15 protein-coding genes and 1 tRNA gene are annotated in these 15516 nt (G+C 72.6%); 11 read left to right on the forward strand and 5 right to left on the reverse strand.

Going from position 1 to position 15516, the window contains the following annotated elements; genetic code table 11:
- The first annotated feature begins 12 nt into the window (after nucleotides 1-12).
- Together ACE7GA_RS15240 and ACE7GA_RS15245 are read left to right on the forward strand one after the other, a co-directional pair.
- Nucleotides 13-3147: an efflux RND transporter permease subunit gene (locus ACE7GA_RS15240; protein WP_376087955.1), complete on the forward strand. Its 3135-nt coding sequence runs from the start codon at nucleotides 13-15 to the stop codon at nucleotides 3145-3147.
- Between the two features lie 6 nt (nucleotides 3148-3153).
- The gene (locus ACE7GA_RS15245) at nucleotides 3154-3939 is read left to right on the forward strand and encodes an SDR family NAD(P)-dependent oxidoreductase (protein ID WP_376087958.1); all 786 of its coding nucleotides are present in this window, start codon (nucleotides 3154-3156) and stop codon (nucleotides 3937-3939) included.
- A 57-nt stretch (nucleotides 3940-3996) separates the two neighbouring features.
- On the opposite strand, the gene obgE is transcribed toward ACE7GA_RS15245, so the two are convergent.
- The 3 genes from obgE to rplU all read right to left on the reverse strand — a co-directional run bounded on the left by obgE (nucleotide 3997) and on the right by rplU (nucleotide 5748).
- Nucleotides 3997-5016, reverse strand: a complete 1020-nt coding sequence (obgE, locus tag ACE7GA_RS15250) for a GTPase ObgE (protein ID WP_376087961.1) — start codon at nucleotides 5014-5016, stop codon at nucleotides 3997-3999.
- Between the two features lie 113 nt (nucleotides 5017-5129).
- Nucleotides 5130-5399: a 50S ribosomal protein L27 gene (gene rpmA / locus ACE7GA_RS15255; RefSeq protein ID WP_376087964.1), complete on the reverse strand. Its 270-nt coding sequence runs from the start codon at nucleotides 5397-5399 to the stop codon at nucleotides 5130-5132.
- 31 nt (nucleotides 5400-5430) lie between these two features.
- Nucleotides 5431-5748 carry a 50S ribosomal protein L21 gene (gene rplU / locus ACE7GA_RS15260; RefSeq protein WP_376087967.1) on the reverse strand — a complete coding sequence of 106 codons (318 nt, stop codon included), beginning with the start codon at nucleotides 5746-5748 and terminating at the stop codon, nucleotides 5431-5433.
- A 291-nt stretch (nucleotides 5749-6039) separates the two neighbouring features.
- Here rplU and ACE7GA_RS15265 point away from each other — a divergent pair, with 291 nt between their 5' ends.
- The 8 genes from ACE7GA_RS15265 to ACE7GA_RS15300 all read left to right on the forward strand — a co-directional run bounded on the left by ACE7GA_RS15265 (nucleotide 6040) and on the right by ACE7GA_RS15300 (nucleotide 12436).
- Nucleotides 6040-6426, forward strand: coding sequence for a hypothetical protein (locus ACE7GA_RS15265; protein WP_376087970.1), 387 nt, complete (start codon nucleotides 6040-6042; stop codon nucleotides 6424-6426).
- 141 nt (nucleotides 6427-6567) lie between these two features.
- Nucleotides 6568-6657: transfer RNA gene (locus ACE7GA_RS15270), tRNA-Ser, on the forward strand.
- A gap of 12 nt (nucleotides 6658-6669) precedes the next feature.
- The gene (locus tag ACE7GA_RS15275; RefSeq protein ID WP_376087973.1) at nucleotides 6670-7572 is read left to right on the forward strand and encodes a helix-turn-helix transcriptional regulator; all 903 of its coding nucleotides are present in this window, start codon (nucleotides 6670-6672) and stop codon (nucleotides 7570-7572) included.
- A 69-nt stretch (nucleotides 7573-7641) separates the two neighbouring features.
- Complete coding sequence (locus tag ACE7GA_RS15280; protein ID WP_376087976.1) at nucleotides 7642-7899, forward strand: hypothetical protein; 258 nt, start codon at nucleotides 7642-7644, stop codon at nucleotides 7897-7899.
- Between the two features lie 16 nt (nucleotides 7900-7915).
- Nucleotides 7916-8956 (forward strand): LysR family transcriptional regulator, encoded by a 1041-nt coding sequence (locus ACE7GA_RS15285; RefSeq protein WP_376087979.1) that lies wholly within the window; start codon nucleotides 7916-7918, stop codon nucleotides 8954-8956.
- A gap of 44 nt (nucleotides 8957-9000) precedes the next feature.
- On the forward strand, nucleotides 9001-10242 hold the full coding sequence (locus tag ACE7GA_RS15290; protein ID WP_376087982.1) for a mandelate racemase/muconate lactonizing enzyme family protein: 1242 nt from the start codon (nucleotides 9001-9003) through the stop codon (nucleotides 10240-10242).
- 66 nt (nucleotides 10243-10308) lie between these two features.
- Entirely contained in the window at nucleotides 10309-11271 is a 963-nt protein-coding gene (locus ACE7GA_RS15295) for a Bug family tripartite tricarboxylate transporter substrate binding protein (RefSeq protein WP_376087985.1), read from the forward strand.
- Between the two features lie 25 nt (nucleotides 11272-11296).
- Nucleotides 11297-12436: an alpha-hydroxy acid oxidase gene (locus ACE7GA_RS15300; protein WP_376087988.1), complete on the forward strand. Its 1140-nt coding sequence runs from the start codon at nucleotides 11297-11299 to the stop codon at nucleotides 12434-12436.
- A 291-nt stretch (nucleotides 12437-12727) separates the two neighbouring features.
- Here ACE7GA_RS15300 and ACE7GA_RS15305 read toward each other — a convergent pair whose 3' ends face one another.
- The gene (locus tag ACE7GA_RS15305) at nucleotides 12728-13321 is read right to left on the reverse strand and encodes a D-sedoheptulose 7-phosphate isomerase (RefSeq protein ID WP_376087991.1); all 594 of its coding nucleotides are present in this window, start codon (nucleotides 13319-13321) and stop codon (nucleotides 12728-12730) included.
- 46 nt (nucleotides 13322-13367) lie between these two features.
- Between ACE7GA_RS15305 and ACE7GA_RS15310 the strand changes: the two genes are divergently transcribed.
- On the forward strand, nucleotides 13368-14555 hold the full coding sequence (locus ACE7GA_RS15310) for a glycosyltransferase (protein WP_376087994.1): 1188 nt from the start codon (nucleotides 13368-13370) through the stop codon (nucleotides 14553-14555).
- Between the two features lie 155 nt (nucleotides 14556-14710).
- On the opposite strand, the gene ACE7GA_RS15315 is transcribed toward ACE7GA_RS15310, so the two are convergent.
- Nucleotides 14711-15337, reverse strand: a complete 627-nt coding sequence (locus ACE7GA_RS15315) for a glycosyltransferase family 2 protein (RefSeq protein WP_376087997.1) — start codon at nucleotides 15335-15337, stop codon at nucleotides 14711-14713.
- Between the last annotated feature and the right edge of the window lie 179 nt (nucleotides 15338-15516).

Below are 15516 nucleotides of genomic sequence, written 5' to 3' on the forward strand. Positions count from 1 at the left end.
GACAGGATCCGGATGAGCATCTCCGAGCTCTGCATCCGCCGACCCGTCACGACCTTCCTGCTGACGATCGCAGCGGTCGTCACGGGGATCGTGGCCTACACGCGGCTGCCGGTCGCGGCCGTGCCGCGAGTGGACTTCCCGGTCATCACCGTCTTCGCCAACTTCCCCGGCGCCTCCCCGGAGACGATGGCGACCTCCGTCGCCCTGCCGCTCGAGCGCGAGTTCTCGACCATCGCCGGCCTCGAATCGATGTCCTCCGTCAACGGGCAGGACACGACGCAGATCACCATTCAGTTCACCCTGAACCGCAACATCGACGCCGCGGCGCAGGACGTGCAGGCCGCGCTGACCCGGGCGCAGCGCCGCCTGCCCGTGGACATGCTGACGCCCCCTTCCTACCGGAAGGTCAACCCGGCCGACGCACCGGTCATCCTGCTGACGCTGACGGGCGGCGACACGCCGCTCTATCGCCTGAACGACGTGGCATCCTCGATCATCGGGCCCGCGCTGTCGCGCGTGACGGGCGTCGCACAGGTCCAGACCTTCGGTGAGCAGCTCTATTCCGTCCGCGTCCGGCTGAACCCGGACCGGATCGCGGCCATGGGCCTGGCCTTCGACCAGGTGCAGCAGGCGATCACGGCGGCCAATTCCTCGACCCCCGTGGGGCTGCTGAACGGGGAGCGGCAGCAGCTCACCCTCCGCGCAAACGACCAGCCGCAGAACGCCGAGGCCTTCGCGAACCTCGTCGTCGCCGGCCGCCCCCAGGCCCCGGTGCGCCTGGGCGAGATCGCGGAGGTGGTGGACAGCGTCCAGAACGAGCGCGTCCGCGCCTGGCGCGACGGGGAGCGCTCCCTCGTCCTCGCGGTCTTCCGCCAGCCCGACGCCAATACGGTGGAGGTGGTGGACGGCGTCCGCGCGACCATCCCGGCGCTGCAATCCGCCCTGCCGCCCGGCGCCCAGATCCAGTTCATGCTGGACCGTTCCACCTCGATCCGCGATGCGGTGCACGACGTCCAGGAGTCGCTCATCATCGCGATCGGGCTCGTCGTCCTCGTCTGCTTCCTCTTCCTGCGGCGCCTGACGGCGACGATCATCCCGACGGTGGCGGTCCCGATCTCGCTCTGCGCGACGTTCGGGCTCATGTACGCGCTGGGCTACGGCATCGACAACGTCACGCTCCTCGGCCTGACCATCGCGGTCGGCCTCGTCGTGGACGACGCGATCGTCATGCTCGAGGCGATCGTGCGGCATATCGAGGAAGGCATGGCGCCGATGGCCGCCGCCATCCGCGGCGCGCGGGAGATCGGCTTCACCATCATCTCCATCACCGTCGCCCTGATCGCGGTCTTCCTGCCGATCCTTCTGATGGGCGGCGTCGTCGGGCGCGTGTTCAATGCCTTCGCGGCGACGGTCTCCCTCGCCGTCATCGCGTCCTGCGTCGTCTCCCTCACGCTCACGCCGCTGATGGCGAGCAAGCTCAAGGGCCACAACGCCCACGCCAAGCCCGGCCTGCTCGACCGCACGCTGGAGCGTGGCTTTGTCGGCATCGAGAAGGCCTATGCCTGGTCGCTCGACCTCGCCCTGCGCTTCCGTCTGATCGTCTGGGTGATGTTCCTCGGCTCCGTCCTGGCCGCGGGCTGGATGGCCTACGTCATTCCCAAGGGCTTCTTCCCCGTCGAGGATACGGGGCTGATGACTGTCAGCACGGAGGGACCGCGCGGCGCCTCGATCGACGCGATGACCCAGATGCAGGGCCGGCTGGTCGAGGTCCTGAAGCGCTCGCCCTACGTGGACACCGTCGTGTCGAACCTCGGCGCGACCGGCGGCTCCGTCTCGATCAACCAGGGCCGGCTCTTCGTCCAGCTGAAGCCGCGGAGCGAGCGGCCGGACGTCAGCACGGTGATCCAGCGGCTGCGCGGTCCCGCGAACTCGATCCCCGGCCTCCGCGTCTTCATGAGCCCGATCCAGAACCTGAACTTCGGGGCGCGGCAGACACGCACGCAGTACCTCTACACGCTTCAGGGCCTACAGCTTGAAGAGCTCTACGACTGGGCGCAGCGGCTGGAGACGCGGCTGCTCCGCCTGCCGCAGTTGCAGGACGTGAACACCGACCTCCAGCTCGACAGCCCGGTGGTCCTGGTGAATGTGGACCGCGACCGCGCGACCTCCCTCGGCGTGACGGTGGACCAGGCGCGGCAGGCCTTGTTCTCGGCCTTTGGGGCGCGGCAGATCTCGACGATCTACGGCCAGTCGAACGCCTATCCCCTGATCCTGGAGGCCCTGCCCGAGGACCAGCGGGACGAATCCGGCCTCGCGAAGCTCTACCTCCGCGCGACGGGTCAGGGGGCGCAGGCCGGGCTGGCGCCGGGGCAGACCCGGCTGGTCCCGCTCTCGGCCGTCGCCTCCATCGAGCGGCGGGTCGGCCCGCTGAACGTGTCGCACCAGGGGCAGCTGCCCGCCGTCGTCATCGGCTTCAACACGCCGCCGGGCGTGGCGCTCGGCGACGCGGTGAACGCCATCCGCGCGGTGGAGAACGACCTCGGCCTGCCGCCGACGGTCACGACGGGCTTCTCCGGCGCGGCGCAGGTCTTCCAGCAGGCGCTGGCGGGCCAAGGCGTGCTGATCATCTCGGCCATCCTCATCATGTACGTGGTGCTGGGCGTCCTCTACGAGAGCCTGATCCACCCGCTGACGATCCTCTCCGGCCTGCCGGCGGCGGGGCTCGGCGCCTTCGCGACGCTCTGGTGGTTCGGGCTGGACCTGTCGGTCATCGCGGTCATCGGCACGCTGCTGCTCGTCGGCCTCGTGATGAAGAACGCGATCATGATCGTGGACGTGGCCCTGACGCGGCAGCGAACCGGGGAACCGGCGCGTTCCGCGGTGCGGGAGGCCTGCGTCGTCCGGTTCCGGCCGATCCTCATGACCACGCTCGCCGCCGCGGCCGGCGCCGTGCCGATCGCGGCGGGATGGGGCGCGGCGGCGGAACTGCGGCAGCCGCTCGGCCTCGCCATCGTCGGCGGCCTCGCGGTCTCGCAGGTGCTGACGCTCTTCGTGACCCCTGTGCTCTACCTCGGCTTCGAGGGGCTGGCGCGGCGCTTCAGCCGCGCCCGCACTGCGCCGGGACCGATCCCCGCGCCGGCCGAGTAACGCGGCGTGCCGCCGGTGACGAAGGTCGCCCTCGTCACCGGCGCCGGCCGCGGCATCGGCCTCGCGACCGCGCGGCGCTTCCTTCAGGAGGGCTGGAACGTCGCCCTCCTCGACGTGGATCCCAAGCTCGTTGCGGCGGCGTTAGGCGACATCGGTCAGCCCGATCGCACGCTCGCGTTGCATGCCGACGTGTCGCGGGAGGATGACGTCGCGGCTGCCACCGCGGCGGCGAGGGACCGCTTCGGCCGTCTGGACGCGCTGGTGAACAACGCGGGCGTCGCGGTCTTCAAGCCGCTGCTGGAGACGACGACTGAGGAATGGTCCCGCGTGCTCGGCGTGAACCTGACCGGGCCGTTCCTGCTCATCCGCGCCGTCGCGCCGGTCATGGCGGAGGGCGGGGGCGGTGCCATCGTCAACATCACGTCGATCTCGGGCCTCCGCGCCTCCACCCTTCGCGTCGCCTACGGGACAAGCAAGGCGGCGCTGGCGCACCTGACGAAGCAGGCGGCGGTGGAACTGGCCTCGCTCGGCATCCGCGTGAATGCGGTGGCGCCTGGGCCCGTGGACACGGCGATGGCCAAGGCGGTCCACACGCCGGACATCCGCGCCGCCTACCACGACGCCATCCCGCTGAACCGCTACGGGCTGGAGACGGAACTGGCCGAGATGATCGTCTTCCTCTGCACGGAACGCGCGTCCTACGTCACGGGCCAGGTGATCGCCGTGGATGGCGGGTTCGAGGCGACGGGGATTGGCCTGCCGTCGCTTCGGGACGCGCGCCGCAACCTCTGACGCGGCTCACGCCCCGGGGCACGCGAACAGCAATCGGCCGGACGCGCCCGGCCGTGGTCAGGCCGGGGCGGCCGCGCGGACCGACCGTTCCCTCGCGACCGCATCGGCCAAGCGGCGCAGCAATTCCGGGACGCCGTCGCCGGTCGCGCCACTGATCAGCGCAGGCGCCTGCCCCGTGGCACGCTCCAGCGCCTTCATGCGCGACGTCCGGGCTTGGGGCGTCATGGCGTCGGCCTTGTTGAGGGCGAGGATCTCCGGCTTGTCCGCGAGCCCGTTGCCGTAGCCTTCAAGTTCGGCGCGGACGGTGCGGTAGGCCTCCACCGGGTCAGGCTGGGTGCCGTCGATCAGGTGAAGCAGGACGGCGCAGCGCTCGACATGGCCGAGGAAGCGGTCGCCGAGGCCGGCGCCCTCATGCGCGCCCTCGATCAGGCCGGGGATGTCGGCCAGGACGAACTCTTCCGTCGCGTTCAGGCGCACGACGCCGAGCTGCGGATGAAGGGTGGTGAAGGGGTAGTCGGCGATCTTCGGCTTCGCGGCGGAACTGGCCGCGAGGAAGGTGGACTTGCCGGCATTCGGCAGCCCGACCAGCCCTGCATCGGCGATGAGTTTCAGGCGCAGCCAGACCGCGCGCTCCTCGCCGGGGTAGCCCTTGTCGGCGCGGCGCGGGGCGCGGTTGGTGCTGGACTTGAAATGGGCATTGCCGTGGCCGCCATCGCCGCCGCGACAAAGGATCGCGCGCTGGCCAGGCTCGGTCAGGTCGGCGAGGACCGTTTCCTTGTCCTCGTCCAGGACGACGGTGCCGACGGGGACCTTCAGGACCACGTCGTCCGAGGCCGCCCCGGTGCGGTCGGAGCCCGCGCCGTTGCCGCCTTTCCGCGCCCGGAAGTGCTGGGCGTAGCGGTAGTCGATGAGGGTGTTCAGGCCATCCACCGCCTCGACCAACACATCCCCGCCGCGCCCGCCATTGCCGCCGTCGGGGCCGCCGAACTCGATGTACTTCTCGCGCCGGAAGGCGACGACGCCGTCGCCGCCGTCGCCGGCCTTGAGGTGGACTTTTGCCTCATCGAGGAACTTCATCGGGGCAAGGTCCTGATCTGGGGGAGGGGCCGCCGCGCGGTCACCCTGGGGGGCCGGAACGAAAACGGGGGCCGCGAGGGCCCCCGTCATGACGCTCGGCGCGGGGCCGAGGTTTACTCGGCGGCCTGCTGGACCGGCACCACGGAGACGGCCACGCGGCCCTCCGCCTTGCGCTCGAACTTCACGTGCCCGTCCACGGCGGCGTGGATGGAGTGGGTACGGCCGACGAGGACGTTGCGGCCCGGCATCATCTTCGTCCCGCGCTGCGTGACGATGATGTTGCCCGCGCGGACAGTCTGGCCGCCGAAGAGCTTCACGCCAAGGCGCTTGCCCGCGGAGTCGCGCCCGTTGCGGGAGGAGCCGCCTGCCTTCTTGTGTGCCATGGTGGAGTGTCCCTTACGTCAGGCGATGTCGTCAGGCCGCCGCGATCGCGGAGATGCGGAGCACCGTCTCGTGCTGACGGTGGCCGTTCTTGCGGCGGGAGTTCTGCCGGCGGCGCTTCTTGAAGATGATGACCTTATCGCCGCGCGTCTGCTCGACGACCTCGGCCGTCACGGTCGCGCCGGGAACGGTCGGGGCGCCGATGGTCAGGCCGGCCTCGCCGCCGATCGCCAGGACCTCGTGGAAGGTGATGGTGGAGCCGGGCTCGGCCTCCAGCTTCTCGACCTTCAGGACGGCGTCGGGCGTCACGCGGTATTGCTTGCCGCCGGTGCGGATGACAGCGAAGTTCATGGGGTGGTACCGTTCTCTACACTTACCGCGTGGGGCGCAGTCATGTCGGATGGCCGGGGGCCCGCCTTCCGAGAGGGGGCCGCCGGGGAGCGCGCCGTATAGGGGAGGGGTGGCGCGCTCGTCAACCAGGGCGAGAGCAGGACCCTCCTGGCGGATGCATGCTGGTCAGAGGCCCCGACGCGCCATCGGCCCGTAGTGCGATAGGCTGATCCTATCGCCGAAATCGTTGCGCGGTGGTTTGATTCCGGACCTGGCAGGAGGCACGAAGGGTCCGCGTTTCAGGAAATCGTCATGACCCTTCGCTCCATCCTCGCCGCCTTCGCCCTCGGGATCGCCGCACTCGCCATCCCCGGCGCGGCCTCCGCCCAGACCGTCACGAATTGCTCCGGCCGCGTCCAGGCGACGGAGATCACCTTCGCCTCGCAGGGCGGTGGCTACGGCGTCGTCATCATCCGCTACTCCGTCCGGGTGCGGAACACGTCGAACGCCGCGATCAACGCCGTGGTGTCGCTCGGCGCCGGCCTGCCGTCTGGGTTCACGGCGCAGCCGTCAGCCACCCGCTCGCTGCCGGCCGGGACGTCGGAAGTGCCGGTCGGGTCCTTCACCGGCACCTCCGGCTCCAGCCCGCCCTCCACCGCCGACGTGCTGCGCCGGGTGCAGGTGCGCTGCGTCGCCTGACGGACGGGGCATCCCGGTGCGGACGGCGCAACCGGGAAGCGCGCCCACCGCTTGGTCCCGGTACGCAAGGTGGGCCACGGCGCGCGCGGCCAAGCCGCACGTTGCGAAGCGGGGGGCGCGCGTGTATGCCGCGCCCCGTCCGGAGAGGTGCCAGAGTGGCCGATTGGGCCGGTCTCGAAAACCGGAGTAGGGGCAACCCTACCGTGGGTTCGAATCCCACCCTCTCCGCCAGGATCGCCACGAATGGCCGCTGACGGCTCCCTCGTTCCCGACGATCCCGCTTCCACCTTTCTCCATACGCTCGGCACGCGCCTTCGTACCCTCCGCGCCCGCCGGGGGGTGACGCGTCGCGATCTGTCGCGCCGGGCCGAGGTGTCCGAGCGCTACATCGCCCAGATCGAGGCAGGCCACGGCAACATCTCCGTCCTCCTGCTGCGCCGCGTCGCCGGGGCGCTGGGCGTGGGGCTCGCGGACCTCGTCTCCGATGCGCCGGAGCGGACGGCGGAACGGGTGCTGCTCGAATCGGCGGTCGCCGCGCTGCCGGACTCGGACCTGCCGGCGGTGCGGGCCCTGCTGGCGGAGCGTTTCGGCCGGCCGGCGGCCACGGGCCGGGCGGGGCGGATCGCGCTCGTGGGGCTGCGCGGCGCGGGGAAATCCACGGTCGGCCGGCTGCTCGCCGCGCGGCTCGGTAGCCCCTTTGTCGAACTGCAGCGTGAGGTGGAGCGGGAGGCCGGCGCCGAGCTTTCCGACGTCTTCGAGCGATCGGGCCAGGAAGGCTTCCGACGTCTGGAACGGGCGGCGCTGTCGCGCCTCGTGGCGGGGGAGGGGCCGATGGTGCTTGCGACGGGGGGCGGCATCGTCGCGGATGCCGCGACCTACGCCCTGCTGCTCGATTCCTGCACGACGGTCTGGCTGCGCGCGACGCCGGAGGAGCATATGGCCCGCGTGCTCGCACAGGGCGACACCCGGCCGATGCGGGACCACCGCGACGCCATGGCCGACCTGCGGGCGATCCTGTCGAGCCGCGAGGACCTCTACGCCCGCGCGACGATCACGGTGGAGACGTCGGGTCGCACGCCGGAGACGGTCGTCACCGAGTTGCTGTCGCGCCTGCCGCCGGATGGAGGCCGCACATCACCGCCCTAGGCGAAGTCCCGTCGCCGTGCCTTCGTTCCATGCGCTACGATACGACATGGCAACGAGGGAGATCAGACCATGGCCGGTGGGCGAGCGGCGTCGTTCCTGTGTGGTGTGTTGGTCGGGCTCGGCCTCGCGGCCTCGGTCGCCCTGGCGCAGGCGGTGTCGGTCCTGCGCGATGCGCCCTACGGCATAGCGCCGGGGCAGACGGCGAGCCTGTTCTGCTCGCTCTGGGACGGATCGCCGCGGAGGAACTCCGAACCTCTGGTGCAGCGGAACACGATCACCGTAGCGAACGGCCCGATGCGCGTGGCCATGGTGACCTGCTTCGACTGACCCCTCGGCCCGGCGCGTGACGGCGCGGCCGCCCGCGGCGGACGGGCCAGCGCTGCGGCGGCTGGACCTCGTCTCCCTCTCCCTCTTCGAGGCTGTGGCGGAGACGGGGTCGCTCTCCGCGGCCTGCGCGCGATTAAACCTGGCGCTGGCCGCCGGGTCGCGCCGCCTGGCGGAATTGGAGGCGGCCCTTGGCGTGCGGCTTGCCGAGCGGACCCGGACGGGCACGAGGCTGACGCCGGCGGGGGAGGCGGCGCTGGCCGGATGGCGTGCCGCGGCGGAGGGTTTGCGGCGGCTGGTGGTCGAATCGCGCGATGCGGCGAAAGGTGTCCGGGGGCAGTTGCGCATCGCCGCGACCTCCTCCGTCGTCGTGCAGTTCCTGCCGCAGGCGCTGGGCGCTTTCCTCCCGCGGCATGGCTTGCTCCGGCTGGACCTGCGCGAGACGACCTCGCGCGGGGCCGCGGCGGCCCTGCGGGAGGGGACGGTGGACCTGGCCCTGATGGACGCCCTCCACGTGCCCGCCGACTGCGAGGCACGGCATTGGCGTGAGGACCGCCTGGTTGCCGTGCTGCCCACGGGTCATCCGGCGCTGGCGATGGCGGCGCGGCGGCGCGGGCCGTCCGCGGCGGAGACGGCGAAACCGGCGAAGCCGAAGGGCACTGGCCCGGCCGGCGACGGGGCCATTCCGTTTTCGGTCCTGCTGGGCCACGACCTTGTCGGGCTGGACCCGGACACCGCCCTGCACGCCGCCCTGCGCGCGGCGGCCGAGGAGGCTGGGCGCCCGTTGCCGTTGCGCGTGACCGTCTATTCCTTCGAGGCGGTCCTTCTGCTGGTGCAGGCCGGGCTTGGCGCGGCCGTGCTGCCGGACGGGGCGGTGCGCGTCGCGGGGCGGGGCCTGGTGGTGCGGCCGCTCTCCGACCCCTGGGCGAAGCGGCAGCATGTGATCGCGGCGCGACGCTTCGACGCGCTGCCCGAGGCGGCGCGCGCCTTCGTGGAAGACGTCGGCCACGCGGACGACCTTCGCGCTGCGCGAAGGCCGGCTTCGCGAAGCGGCAGGTGACAGCGCGGGCACCGGCGCGTCACATCGCTCCGGGAGGAACCGGCTTGAACGATACGGGAACCGCGCGCGCGGATGGGACGATGTTGCCGGACGGGGGCGTCATGGCCCGCGCGCCAGGTGTCGCCTCGACCGCGATCGCTCGGGTGCGCGCCACGCCACTGAACATCACCGCCACCTTCGACCTCCCGGGCCACCGGAAGGAGTCGTCGCTCTCTCTCGTCCTGGTGGAAGTGGAAACGGCGGAAGGGGTCGTCGGCCACGGCATCACCGCGATCACCGAGGAGGAGCCGGTCGCTGCCGCGATCAACGAGGTCGCGGCGCACGCGCTGGTCGGGATGGACGCGCTGGCGCACGAGGCGGTCTGGGACCGGCTGTACTGGCTGCTCTCCCCACGCGGGCAGACGGGCTACGCGACGCACGCGATCGCGGCGCTGGACCTGGCGCTCTGGGACCTGAAGGGGAAGGTGCTGGGGCAGCCGGTCTGGCGGCTGCTCGGCGGCGCGCGGCCGCGCGTGCCGGTCTACGTCACCTTCGGCTTCGCGAGCATGGATCGGGACGCGCTGGCTGATGCGGCGCGGCACTGGATCGCCGAGCGCGGCGCGACGCGGCTGAAGATGGTCGTCGGCCACCACGCGATGCAGCGGCGCGACGAGCCGCGGCCCATCCTCGACGTCCTGCGGGAGGATCTGGCGCGGGTGCGCGCGGTGCGGGACGCGGCCGGGCCGGACGTGCCGATCTACGTGGACGCCAACTGCTCCCTCGATCCCTACCACGCCCGCTGGATCGCGGAGCGGATCGCGGACCTCAACATCGGCTTCTTCGAGGAGCCGCTGATGGAGAACGACCCGGCGCAACTGGCGACCTTGCGGTCCCAGGTGCGGGTGCCGCTGGCGGCGGGGCAGAACGAGGGGCTGCTGCACCGCTTTCGCGCCCTTGTCGCGGCCGGGGCGGTGGACGTGCTGCAACCGAACGTCGCGATCGGCGGCGGCTTCACCCAGTGCCTGAAGGCTGCGGGGCTGGCGGCGGCTTTCAACCAGCCGATCGCCAACGGCGGAGCCTGGACGCACCATAACATGCACCTGCATGCCGGGCTCGCGAATGGCGGGCTGGTCGAGTACCACCACCTCGCGGTGCTCGTGACGGAGCGGCTCTTCGGGCCCCTGCCGCGGCCGGAGAAGGGGTGGATCACCTTGCCCGAGACGCCCGGCCTTGGCTTCTCCCCCGATCCCGACGCGCTGCGGGATCTGGCGTGTGCCCCGACCTCGCGCGGCAAGGGGAAGGCTTGAGGGCCCCGGTCGGGCCATGAACGACATCCGACCGCGGTCCACGCGGCGCATCGAGAGGAACGGACGATGATCGGGCGGCGAGATCTGGCGGCGGGCGCGCTGTCGTTGCCGGCGGCGCGGGCGGCGGCGCAGGGCAACTGGCCCGACCGCCCCGTGACCATAGTCGTGCCCTCCGCACCTGGCGGGTCGCTGGACACGCTGACGCGCCTGCTGGCCGAGGGGCTGCGGGAGCCACTGGGGCAGACCGTCGTGGTGGAGAACCGCGCCGGGGCGGGCGGAGCCATCGGGGCGGACTACGTCGCGAAGTCGCCGGCGGACTCCAACCGTTTCCTCGCCGGCGCGGTGCACCACACGATCCTCCCGGCGGTCCAGCGCGTGCCCTATGACAGCGAGCGCGACCTCGTGCCGGTGACGGATATCGCGTCCTCGCCCAACGCGCTGATCGTGCCCGCCGCTTCCCCGGTGCGCACCGTCGCGGAGCTGGTCGCGGGCCTGAAGGCCGGGACGGTCCCGCGGGACTATGCGACGGGCGGCAACGGGACGCTGCACCACCTGACCGGCGCGCTGTTCGGGGAGGCGGCAGGGGTGGAACTGACGCCGATCCACTACCGCGGCAGCGCGCCCGCGATCACCGACCTCGTCGCGGGGCGCGTACCCTTCTTCTTCGAAACGCTGCCGAGTGCGGCACAGCAGATCCGCGGCGGCACGGTGCGCGCGATCGCCGTGACCTCGGCGACGCGCGCGCCGTCCCTGCCTGACGTGCCGACGATGACGGAATCCGGTTTCCCGTCCATCCAGGTCGAGACCTGGTACGGCCTGCTCGGCCCGCGCGGCACGCCGGAGGTGGTGGCTGCGCGGCTGCGCGACGCCGTGGCCCGCGCCCTGGCAACGTCCCCGATGCGCGCGGCCTGGGAGCAGAACGGGGTCTCGGGCGGGGGCAAGCCGGTCGCCGACTTCGCGGCGATGTGGCGGTCGGAACTGGCGGCCTGGACGGCGCGGGCGCGGTCGGCGCGGCTGTCGCCGGAGTGATGCCCCTCCTCCTGGTGCGCGGCGCTTGAGGCAGGCGACCTCGATCGGCGCGCTGCGCCAGCAGGCGCGGGCGGTGCTGCCGCGGCTGGTCTTCGATTACGTGGACGGCGGCGCGAAGGACGAGGTCGCGCTGGCCGGGAACGTGACGGCCTTCGACGGCCTGCGGCTGGTACCGCGGGTTGGGCGCGATGTCGGGGTGCGCGACACCTCCGTCACGCTCTTCGGGCGGCGCTGGGGGATGCCGTTCGGGGTCTCGCCGACGGGGCTCGCGAACCTCGTCCGGCCCGGGGCGGACCTCGCCATCGCGCGAGCGGCGGCGACGGCGGACGTGCCCTACATCCTGGCCACCGTCGCCAGCACCGCCATCGAGGATGCGGCGCGCGCCGTGCCGGACCACCTGTGGTTCCAGCTCTACATGCCGGCGGACCGCGGCGTCGGGCATGACCTGGTGCGGCGGGCGCGGGACGCCGGCGCGGGCGTGCTCGTCGTGACGCTCGACGTGCCGGCGCCGGGGAAGCGGGAGAGGGACCTCGCCAACGGCTTCGCGCTGCCTTTCCGGCTGGGACCGCGGACGCTGCTGGACTTCGTGCTGCACCCGGCCTGGGCCATGCGGATGGCGCGGGGACCGACGCCGACCTTCGCCTCGCTCGCGCCCTATGCGCCGGCGGGGGCCGGCAGCACGACGCTCGCGGCCTTCATGTCGCGCCAGATCACGGCCGACCTGACCTGGGAGGAGGTGGCGCGCCTTCGCGACCTCTGGCCGCGGCCGATCGTCGCCAAGGGCGTGCTGGCGCCGGAGGACGTGGAGGAAGCAGCGCGGCTCGGGCTGGACGGGGTGATCGTGTCCAATCACGGTGGCCGGCAGATCGGGCTGGCCGCGGCGCCCGTCGCGATGCTGCCGGCTTGCGTCGAGGCGGCGCGGGGGCGCCTTTCGGTCATGCTCGATTCCGGCGTGCGGCGCGGGGAACATATCGCCGCGGCGAAGGCTATGGGCGCGGCGATGGTCTTCGCTGGGCGGCCGACGATCTACGGCGCGGCCGTTGGCGGGGAGGCGGGCGCAGCGCTCGCCCTTCGCATCCTGCGGGACGAGTTGGACCGCGCCATGGCGATGCTCGGCGCGCGGGACGCGGGCGAGCTCGTCCCGGGGATGGTCCGACTGCCTTAGTGTCGGACCCAGCAGTCCGGCGGGAGCGGATCGGCGAGGGAATCCGCGGTCACGCGAGGCGCCCGGCGCCGCCGATAGCGCGGCCATCGGCAAGCCGGGCGTCGCGCAGGAGGGGCGCCAGGGGCGCGACGCGGGGCGCGAAAGACCCGCCGAGACGCCCCGTCCGGGCTCAGACACCAAGGCTCGCTTCAGGCGAATCGCCGTCGCCATCAACGAGCCTCGGCCATCGCCTAAAGGGCGCGTCCACTTGTCCCGGCGGTTCCCTCTCCGGCGTGGATCCGCCCCGACCCGTCAGGGCCGCGGGAAGATCTCGGCCTCGATCATCGCGCAAATCGTGTGGCCGAGGACCTCGTGGCCTTCCTGGATCCGTGGTGTGACGTCGCTCGGCACGCGCAGGAGCAGGTCGCAGAACGCGGCCATGTCGCCGCCCGAGCGGCCGGTGAAGCCGACCGTCGTCATCCCGAGCTCCCGCGCGGACCGCAGCGCCGCGAGGATGTTGGCGGAGCGTCCGGAGGTCGAGAGGCCGAAGATCACGTCGCCTGCCCGCCCCAGCGCCTCGACCTGGCGGGCGAAGATGCGGTCGTAGCCGTAGTCGTTGCCGATGCCGGTGAGGGCGGAGGTGTCCACCGTCAGCGCCAGGGCGGCCAGTCCCGGGCGGTCGTACATGAAGCGGGACGTCAGTTCAGCCGCCCAGTGCTGCGCATCCGCCGCCGATCCGCCATTGCCGCAGAGGAGGAGCTTGCCGCCCGCGCGCAGGGAGGCGACGCAGCGCCTCGCCGCCTCGGCGGTGGCTTCGCATAGCGGGGCGTCGGCGGCGATCGCCTCCATCACGCCGGCGGTGGTGCGCGCGGCGCGCGCGACGGCCTCGGCGGTCAGGGGCTGCATGGGCGGTCGCTTACCAACCGTGCCGGCGGCCCGTAAAGGCCGGGACATGTCCGCATTCCATACCCTGGGGCACCGCCTCTGGTCGCTGCTGCCCCGCTCGGCCCGGCGGGAGGCGCTGTTCGGCGCGATGGCGGTGCTGGCGCCCCGCGTCGCGACGCCAGAACCGACCGGTCGCGGCCCGCTGGTGCTGGCTGGCTATCTCTCCGCCCGCACCGGGCTGGGGGAGGGGGCGCGGCGGATGCTCGGCGCGATGCGGATGGCGGGGCTCGACCCGGTCCCGGCCGACCTGACGGCGGCGCACCGGCAGGGGCCGGCGATCTCAGATGCCGAGCCCGGACGGGCCGTGCCGGAGGGACCGGGGACGATCGTCGTCCACGTGAACGGGCCGATGCTGCCCTGGGGCCTCCTGGCGCTCGGCCGGCGGGCGGTCGCGGGAAAGCGGATCATCGCCTACTGGGCCTGGGAGCTGCCGGTCCTTCCGGCCGACTGGCGCCGGGGCTACGCCGCCTGCCACCGCATCTGGGCGCCGAGCCGCTTCTGCGCGGAGGTGTTCGCGCGCCCCGGCCACCCCGCGCCGACCATCGTGCCGCATCCGCCGCCGGCGCCGGACCCGTCGCCCCTCTCGCGCGCCGATCTGGGCCTCGCGGAGGGGGCCTTCCTGTCGCTCTGCGTCTTCGACGCCGCGTCCTCCGTCGCGCGGAAGAACCCGTTGGCGGCGATCGAAGCCCATGCGCGGGCCTTCGGGGACGATCCGGCCCGCGTCCTGGTGTTGAAGACGCACGGGACAGGGCATGCGGGCCCGGCATGGGCGCCCGTCGCCGAGGCCGCAGCCCGGCATCGGAACGTCGTCGTGATGGACCGGCATCTGCCGCGGCGGGATCTGTGGGCGCTCATGCGCCACGCGGACGTGCTGATCTCGCTGCACCGGGCGGAGGGCTACGGCCTCGCGATCGCGGAGGCGATGGCGCTGGGCCGTCCTGTGGTCGCGACGGGGTGGTCCGGCAGCACGGACGTGATGCAGGGTCCCGGCTGCCACGCCGTCGGCTACACGCTCGTCCCGGCCCGCGACCCGCAGGGCACCTACGACATGGGCGAGGCGCGGTGGGCCGAGGCGGATGTGGGCGAGGCGGCCGCGATCCTGCGCCGGATCGCGGACGAGCCGGGGCTGCGCGAACCTCAGCCCTTTCGCCTGCCTGCCCCGGACTATGCGGCCGCGCTCGGCGTGCGGGGCTGAGGTCCGCCTCGGCGCGTCCTGGCCTGGTCCGGCTGACGTTGCGCTGACCACCCGCGGGAGGCACAGCCTACCCCGGGGTCACCATCGCGTCCTTTCAGGACCGAAGCCGCCCGATCCCATACCTCGCTGGCCCTCGCCGGCCCTGTGCCCCTCCCTCAGCCCTCCGGCCCCGGTGCCCGCGGCGGGAAGGCGGGCTCCCATTCGCGCCCGAACTCGAGGGACAAGTTCGGGTTGTGGAACGGGTCTTCCGCAACGAGCGGCGCCCAGCGGGCCCGCATGCGCGCGACTTCCGCGGCCTGATGGGCGGCCCGTTCCCCCGCGTAGTGGTTGCCGTAGGTCTGCAACTCGTGGTGGTGCAGCGTCACGGCGCCGTCGTAGACGACCCTGTGCCCCGCCTCGCCGATGCGGAGGCACAGGTCCACGTCGTTGAAGGCGCTCGGGTAGCCCTCATCCATGCCGCCGACCGCGTCGTAGGCCTCCCGCCGGACGAGCATGCACGCCGCGGTCACGGCCGACAGCTCCTGCGGCAGGACGGCGCGGTGCGCGTAGCCCGGGTCGTCGCCCGGCAGGCCGCGATGCGCGTGGTCGCAGAGGCCCGACAGGCCGATGATGACGCCGCCGTGCTGCACCGTGCCCGTCGGGTAGAGCAGGCGGACCCCGACGGCGCCGACCCGGGGATCGGCGAGCCAACCCCCATCCGCCGCAGCCAGTCCGGCGCGATGGGCGAAACGTCGTCGTTCAGCAGAAGCACGTCGCGCCCCGCGCAGCGCTCGGCCAGGCAATTGTTCACCCAGGAGAAGTTGAACCGGGGGGCCGGGAGCCAGGTCACCGCGGCGTTCGGATGCGCCTCGATCTCCGCGGCGGCGCGGCCCTGCGCGTCGTCGAGCGGCTGGGGCTGCGACACCCCGACCTCGATCCGGAAGTCCGGGTGGTCCGTGCCGCCGAGGATGGCGCGGATGCA

The sequence above is a fragment of the Roseomonas sp. CCTCC AB2023176 genome, from assembly GCF_042259275.1.
Lineage (GTDB): Bacteria > Pseudomonadota > Alphaproteobacteria > Acetobacterales > Acetobacteraceae > Roseomonas.